The sequence below is a fragment of the Streptomyces griseorubiginosus genome (genome assembly GCF_017614965.1).
Classification (GTDB): domain Bacteria; phylum Actinomycetota; class Actinomycetes; order Streptomycetales; family Streptomycetaceae; genus Streptomyces; species Streptomyces griseorubiginosus_B.
This window is the reverse complement of record NZ_WVUG01000081.1, coordinates 23,259-30,681: the sequence shown is the minus strand read 5'-3', so window position 1 is coordinate 30,681 and position 7,423 is coordinate 23,259. Positions and strand designations below refer to the sequence as shown.

Sequence of the window (7,423 nt, the reverse complement as noted above, 5' to 3'; positions counted from 1 at the left end):
ATCCCGCCCCCACCACCGCATCCCCCGCACCACCGGTAGCGTCAGCGGGCCGACCCGTGGAGGACGAGCCAGGGCAGCAGGACGGCGGCAGCGTCAACAGCCATGCCTTGAGCGGGCGTCCACGTCTGAGCGGCACGATCACGGCGGCGGGCGCACCACACCACGACGGCGGTCGGGATCCCGGTGAGGAGATGGACCAGCAGCGGTCCGTCGTGGCGACGGATCACCGCAGCGCTCTCCGGGCGCGGAACTCGGTCACGTAACCAGCACCGGTCACGAGCAGGGCGGCGCAGACACCGAGGAGCAGGGTCGTCCAGTTCACCCAGGTGTAGTTCGGATCGCTGGTGTACGTGGTGCCGTCGTCGCGGACGCAGTCGAACCGCAGCGGCAGGTACGACGCCTCGTGCCGGACGAGATGCCGGACGGTGTCGGCGCTGAAGCCGTCCCGGCACGCCGGTGCGGGCACGGAGTCCGCACCGTCGTTGTAGGCGAGCTGGGAGGCCAGGACGCCGATGAGGCCCAGCGCGTAGACCGCCGCTGCCGAGGCCGCGGCCAGCCATGCGGCGCGGTGGAGCAGATGGACCAGCCAGGGCCGGGGGCGGCCCGGCAGTGCCATCGCGAGGAGTGAGACCGCTGCGATCAGCGCGCCCAGGGCGCAGATGGCGAAGACGCCGAGTCCGACGATCATGAGCCCCCCTGTCCGGCATGATCTTTGCCGGTTCGGGCAACTCCACCAGGCCGGAGGGCGTTGGACTGTGACGGAGGCCACTCCTCCGGTCACAGTGGTGTCACAAGAGCCCGCATGCGCCGGTCGTCCCGTTCACCGAGCCCCGACTCGCACGCCGAGGAGTTTCCATGAGTACAGCCGTCGTCGTGGGCAGTGGTCCCAACGGTCTCGCGGCGGCCGTCCGGCTTGCGCGCGAGGGGGTCGCCGTCACCGTGCTGGAGGCGGCGGACGTCATCGGCGGTGGTACCCGCACCAGCGAGCTCACGCCCGGCCTGCTGCACGACCACTGTTCGGCGATCCACTCGATGGCGGCCGGCTCGCCCTTCCTGCGCACCCTGGGTCTGGAGCGGTTCGGTCTGCGCTGGTGCGTGCCGGAGATCGACTGTGTGCATCCGCTGGACTCGGGAGCTGCGGGCGTGCTGCACCGGTCGGTGCGGCGGACCGCCGAGGGGCTCGGTCGTCCCGACGGTGACCGCTGGGAGCGGCTGTTCGGGCCCCTGGGTGAGCACTTCGACGCGCTGGCCGAGGACTTGCTGGGCCCCCTGACCCGCGTGCCCCGTCACCCGCTGCTGTTGGCCCGCTTCGGTGTCCCGTCGCTGTTGCCGGCCTCCGCGCTGGCGCGGGTGTGGCGTTCACAGGCGGCGCGGGCGCTGTACGGCGGCGTCGCCGCGCACGCCTTCCGGCCGCTGAACCGCCCGGCCACCGCTGCCATCGGGGTGTCGATCATCGCGTCCGGGCACCGGTACGGCTGGCCGGTGGCGGCGGGCGGCTCGCGCGCGATCAGCGATGCCCTGGCGGGTCTGCTGGGAGAGCTGGGCGGCCGGATCGAGACCGGTGTCCGGGTGCGGTCGGCGGCCCAACTCCCGCCCGCCGACGTGGTGTTGTTCGACCTGGCGCCGGTCGCGGTGGCCGACGTGCTCGGCGACCGGCTGCCGGCTCCGGTCGCCCGCGCCTATCGTCGCTTCCGGCACGGTCCGGGTGCGTTCAAGGTGGACTTCGCGGTCGAGGGTGGGGTGCCCTGGACCCATGAGGCCGCACGGCGGGCGGGAACCGTGCACCTCGGCGGGACCTTCGAGCAGGTCGCCGACGCCGAGCACGCAGTCCACCTCGGCCGGATGCCCGAGCGGCCGTTCGTGCTGGTCGGACAGCAGTACCTGGCCGACCCGGCGCGCTCCGCGGGAGACGTCCACCCGGTGTGGACGTACGCCCACGTGCCCCATGGCTACGACGGCGACGCGACCGAGGCGATCGTCCGGCAGATCGAACGGTTCGCCGCCGGCTTCCGCGACCGGATCGTCGGCAAGGCGGTGCGCACGCCCGCCGCCTTCGAGGAGTACAACCCGAACTTCGTCGGCGGGGACATCGTCACCGGCGCCAACACCGTCCGCCAACTCCTGGCCCGTCCCCGCCCCGCCCTCGACCCGTACGCCACGGGCGTGCCCGGCATGTTCATCTGCTCGGCCGCCACCCCGCCGGGAGCCGGGGCGCACGGCATGTGCGGAGCGCACGCGGCCGAGTCGGCGCTGCGGTATCTGCGGCGTACGGGGCGTCGATCGCGCCGGGCGAGGGCACAGGATAGTAGGACGTCCGAGTAACTGTGCTGCTCCTCACACGCCGCCCTCCGGCCGCCGATTACTAGGACGTCCTACTATTTCCTCGTCAGCGCCCGCGACCTGCCCTGGGAAGGCCCCCGCCATGAGCGATCTGCACCGGCCCGTGCACCCCGTCCGTCTGGTCACGGCCTCGGCCCTGTTCGACGGGCATGACGCCTCGATCAACATCATGCGGCGCATCTTCCAGTCCCAGGGCGCCGAGGTGATCCACCTCGGCCACAACCGCTCCGTACAGGAGGTCGTCGACGCGGCCCTCGAAGAGGACGCCCATGGCGTGGCGGTCTCCTCCTACCAGGGCGGCCATGTCGAGTACTTCGAGTACCTGGTCCAGTCGCTGCGCGAGCAGGGGGCGGAGCACGTGCGGGTGGTGGGCGGCGGTGGCGGGGTCATCGTTCCCGAGGAGATCGCCCGGCTGCGGGGGAGCGGGGTGACCATCTTCTCCCCGGAGGACGGGCAGCGGATGGGGTTGGCCGGGATGGTCAACACGGTCGTGCGGGACTGCGACTTCGACCTGTGGGACGCCAGGCCGGCCGATGCCGCCGCCGTGCTGGCCGGTGACCGTTTCGCCATTGCCCGTGCCGTCACCGGTGCCGAACTCGGCAAGCTGGACACGGAGTTCCTGGGCCAGCTGCGCGCCGCGGCCACGGCCCGGACCGTGCCGGTGCTGGGGATCACCGGCACCGGCGGCTCCGGAAAGTCCTCCCTCACCGACGAGTTGGTGCGCCGCTTCCGCGTCGACCAGCAGGACAAGCTGCGGATCGCCGTGATCGCCGTCGACCCGACCCGTCGCCGCGGCGGGGGCGCCCTGCTCGGTGACCGCATCCGGATGAACTCCCTTGACGGCAACCGGGTGTTCTTCCGCAGCCTGGCCACCCGCGGCAGCCGCGAGCTGCCCGAGCACCTCTCCGACGTGATCGACGTCGTGAAGGCCGCCGGGTTCGACCTGGTGATCGTGGAGACGCCCGGCATCGGCCAGGGCGACGCGGCGATCGTGCCGTTCGTCGACACCTCGCTGTATGTGATGACGCCGGAGTTCGGCGCCGCCTCCCAGCTGGAGAAGATCGACATGCTCGACTTCGCCGACGTGGTGGCGATCAACAAGTTCGAGCGGCGCGGCGCGAAGGACGCGATGCGGGACGTGGGCCGCCAACTGGTCCGCAACCGCGAGGCGTTCGGCAAGCGGCCGGAGGACATGCCGGTCTACGGCACATCCGCGGCGACCTTCAACGACGACGGCGTCACCGCACTGCACCAGCACCTGAAGACCGTCCTGGCCGAGAAGGGCCTGCCGCTCGTCGAGGGCACGCTGGCTACGGTCGACGTACGGCACTCCTCCGGCATCCGCCAGGTGGTCCCCGCGGACCGGGTCCGCTACCTCGCCGAGATCACCGCGTCCATCCGCGCCTACCACGCCACCACCGGTCAACTGGCCGACGCGGCACGGCGCGTGCAGCGCCTGGCGGCGGTCGAGGGGGAGCTGGTCGACGCCGGCCTGGACGCCGAGGACGTACGGTCACTGCTGGCCCAGGCGCGGCGCCGGCTGCCGTACGAGATCACCGAGCAGATCCAGAACTGGCCCGCGGTCGTGGCCGCCTACTCCGGCGACGAGCAGGTGGTGAAGGTGCGGGACAAGGAGATCCGCACCAAGCTCACCCGCGAGTCGCTGTCCGGCAACAAGATCCCCCGCGTCGCCCTGCCCCGCTTCACCGACCACGGCGAACTGGTGCGGTTCTGGCGAGCGGAGAACCTGCCCGGCCACTTCCCCTTCACCGCCGGGGTGTTCCCCTTCAAACGCGACGGCGAGGACCCGGCCCGTATGTTCGCCGGCGAGGGCGACCCCTTCCGCACCAACCGCCGCTTCAAGCTGCTCTCCGAAGGCCAGCCCGCCACCCGCCTGTCCACCGCCTTCGACTCCGTCACCCTCTACGGACGCGACCCCGACGAACGCCCCGACATCTACGGCAAGGTCGGCACCTCCGGCGTCTCGGTGGCCACCCTGGAGGACATGAAGGCCCTCTACGACGGTTTCGACCTCGTGGCACCCACCACCTCGGTCTCCATGACCATCAACGGGCCCGCGCCGACCATCCTGGCCTTCTTCCTCAACACCGCGATCGACCAGCAGACCGAGAAGTTCCGCGCCGCCGAGGGCCGCGACCCGTCCCCCGAGGAAGCGGCCGAACTGCGCGCGCACGCGCTGGCGACCGTGCGCGGCACCGTGCAGGCCGACATCCTCAAGGAGGACCAGGGCCAGAACACCTGCCTGTTCTCCACCGAGTTCTCGCTGCGGATGATGGCCGACATCCAGGAGTGGTTCATCCAGAACAAGGTCCGCAACTTCTACTCGGTGTCCATCTCCGGCTACCACATCGCCGAGGCCGGCGCGAACCCCATCAGCCAGCTCGCCTTCACCCTGGCCAACGGCTTCACCTACGTCGAGGCCTACCTCGCCCGGGGCATGCACATCGACGACTTCGCCCCCAACCTGTCCTTCTTCTTCTCCAACGGCATGGACCCCGAGTACTCCGTGCTGGGCCGGGTCGCCCGCCGCATCTGGGCGGTGGCGATGAAGGAGAAGTACGGCGCCAACGAGCGCTCGCAGAAGCTGAAGTACCACGTCCAGACCTCCGGACGCTCCCTGCACGCCCAGGAGATGGACTTCAACGACATCCGCACCACCCTGCAGGCGCTCATCGCCATCTACGACAACTGCAACAGCCTGCACACCAACGCCTACGACGAGGCCGTCACCACCCCCACCGAGGACTCCGTCCGCCGGGCCCTTGCCATCCAGCTGATCATCAACCGGGAATGGGGCCTGGCGATGAACGAGAACCCGCTCCAGGGCTCGTTCATCATCGACGAACTGACCGACCTGGTCGAGGAGGCCGTCCTGCAGGAGTTCGAGCGCATCAGCGAACGCGGCGGTGTGCTCGGCGCGATGGAGACCGGATACCAGCGCGGACGCATCCAGGACGAGTCGATGCTGTACGAGCAGCGCAAGCACGACGGATCGCTGCCCCTGATCGGCGTCAACACCTTCCGCAACCCGCACGCCGACACCGCCGAACCGGCCGTCGTCGAACTCGCCCGGGCCACCGAGGAGGAGAAGCACTCCCAACTGGGGCGCGTCCATGACTTCCAGGCCCGCCACCAGGAGCCGGCCCATGCCGCCCTGGCCGCCCTGAAGGACGCGGCGGTCAGCGGCGACAACGTCTTCGCCGTCCTGATGGACGCAGCCCGGGTCTGCTCCCTGCAGCAGATCACCGACGCTTTCTTCGAGGTGGGCGGACAGTACCGCCGTAACGTCTGACGGTCGCCCCCCTTGCCGCAGCAGCCGACCTCAGTGAGCCCGAGGTCGGCTGCCCTCAGTGCGACTCGCGGCTGACCTCCGAGCCGCTGGAGCCGACCAGGAAGTCCAGGTCGGCTCCGGTGTCGGCCTGCAGGACGTGGTCGACGTAGAGGCGTTCCCAGCCGCGCCCGGGATTGGCGAAGCCGGTGACGGTGGCCTTGCTCGGGGTGCGGCGGGCGAGTTCCTCGGCGGGTACGTCGACGTCGATGCGCCGGGCCGCGACGTCGAGGGTGATGACGTCCCCGGTGCGGACGAGGGCGAGGGGACCGCCCGCCGCGGCTTCCGGAGCCACGTGCAGGACGACCGTGCCGTACGCCGTACCGCTCATCCGGCCGTCGCAGACGCGGACCATGTCGCGGACGCCCTGGGCGAGAAGCTTCCTGGGCAGCGGCATGTTCGAGACCTCGGGCATGCCCGGGTAGCCCTTGGGGCCGCAGCCGCGCAGGACCAGGACGGAGTCGGCGTCCACGTCGAGGCCGGGGTCGTCGATACGGGCGTGGAAGTCCTCGATGGAGTCGAAGACGACCGCCCGGCCGCGGTGGCGCAGCAGGTGCGGTGAGGCGGCAGCCGGTTTGACGAGCGCCCCGTCGGGGGCGAGGTTGCCGCGCAGGACGGCGATACCCCCCTCGGCGACGAGCGGTTCGGCGCGGGTGCGGATGACCTCGCCGTCCCAGATCGGCGCCTCGTGGAGGTGGTGGACCAGCGGCTCGCCGGTGACGGTCAGCGCGTCGGGGTCGAGCAGGTCGCGGACCTCGCGCAGGACGGCGAGGAGGCCGCCGGCGCGGTGGAAGTCCTCCATCAGGAAGCGGCCGGCGGGCTGGAGGTCGACCAGGACGGGGACGCGCGAGCCGATGCGGTCGAAGTCGTCGAGGGTCAGCTCGACGCCCAACCGGCCCGCGATGGCCAGGAGATGGACGACGGCGTTCGTGGAGCCGCCGATCGCGGCCAGCGCCACGATCGCGTTGTGGAAGGAGGCCTTGGTCAGGAAGGTCGACGGCCTGCGGTCGGCGCCGACCAGCTCCACGGCCAGCCGGCCGGTGCGGTGCGCGGCCTGCAGCAGTCGGCTGTCGGGCGCGGGGGTTCCGGCGACTCCGGGCACGACGGTGCCCAGGGCCTCGGCCACCAGCGCCATCGTGGAAGCGGTGCCCATGGTGTTGCAGTGCCCGCGGCTGCGGATCATCGCGGACTCGGAGCGGGTGAACTGCTCCTGGGTGAGGGTCCCGGCGCGAACCTCCTCCGACAGCCGCCACACATCCGTACCGCAGCCCAGCGGACGCCCGCGGAAGGTCCCGGTCAGCATCGGGCCGCCCGGCACGACGACCGAGGGCAGGTCCACCGACCCGGCGGCCATCAGCAGGGACGGGATCGTCTTGTCGCAGCCGCCCAGCAGCACCACGCCGTCGATGGGGTTGGCCCGGAGCATCTCCTCCGTGGCCATCGCCGCCATGTTGCGCCAGAGCATCGCCGTCGGACGCACCTGGGTCTCGCCCAGCGACACCACCGGCAGATCCAGCGGGATGCCGCCCGCCTCGTGGACACCGTCGCGGACCGAGGCCGCGACCTCGTCGAGATGCGCGTTGCACGGGGTCAGATCCGAGGCGGTGTTGGCGATGGCGATCTGCGGCCGGCCGGAGAACGCGTCCTCGGGCCCCCCACGGCGCATCCACGCCCGGTGGATGTAGGCGTTGCGGTCCTGACCCTCGTACCACTGGGCGCTGCGGAGCGTCACCC

5 protein-coding genes are annotated in these 7,423 nt (G+C 71.2%); 2 read left to right on the top strand and 3 right to left on the bottom strand.

From position 1 onward, the window contains the following. Positions 1–41: 41 nt before the first annotated feature. Together GRC12_RS17580 and GRC12_RS17575 are read right to left on the bottom strand one after the other, a co-directional pair. A complete protein-coding gene (locus GRC12_RS17580) occupies positions 42–227 on the bottom strand; it encodes a hypothetical protein (protein WP_208780245.1) in 186 nt (61 codons plus the stop codon). Then, positions 224–688 carry a hypothetical protein gene (locus GRC12_RS17575; protein ID WP_208780244.1) on the bottom strand — a complete coding sequence of 155 codons (465 nt, stop codon included), beginning with the start codon at positions 686–688 and terminating at the stop codon, positions 224–226. Before GRC12_RS17575 ends, GRC12_RS17580 begins: the two co-directional genes overlap by 4 nt. 167 nt (positions 689–855) lie before the next feature. Here GRC12_RS17575 and GRC12_RS17570 point away from each other — a divergent pair, with 167 nt between their 5' ends. Beyond that, positions 856–2,322, top strand: coding sequence for a phytoene desaturase family protein (locus GRC12_RS17570; protein WP_208780243.1), 1,467 nt, complete (start codon positions 856–858; stop codon positions 2,320–2,322). Positions 2,323–2,422: 100 nt separating this feature from the next. Beyond that, a complete protein-coding gene (icmF, locus tag GRC12_RS17565) occupies positions 2,423–5,653 on the top strand; it encodes a fused isobutyryl-CoA mutase/GTPase IcmF (protein WP_208780242.1) in 3,231 nt (1,076 codons plus the stop codon). Positions 5,654–5,708: 55 nt separating this feature from the next. Here the strand turns inward: icmF and GRC12_RS17560 are convergent, their stop codons facing one another. After that, positions 5,709–7,421, bottom strand: a complete 1,713-nt coding sequence (locus tag GRC12_RS17560) for an IlvD/Edd family dehydratase (protein ID WP_208780241.1) — start codon at positions 7,419–7,421, stop codon at positions 5,709–5,711. Positions 7,422–7,423 lie beyond the last annotated feature (2 nt).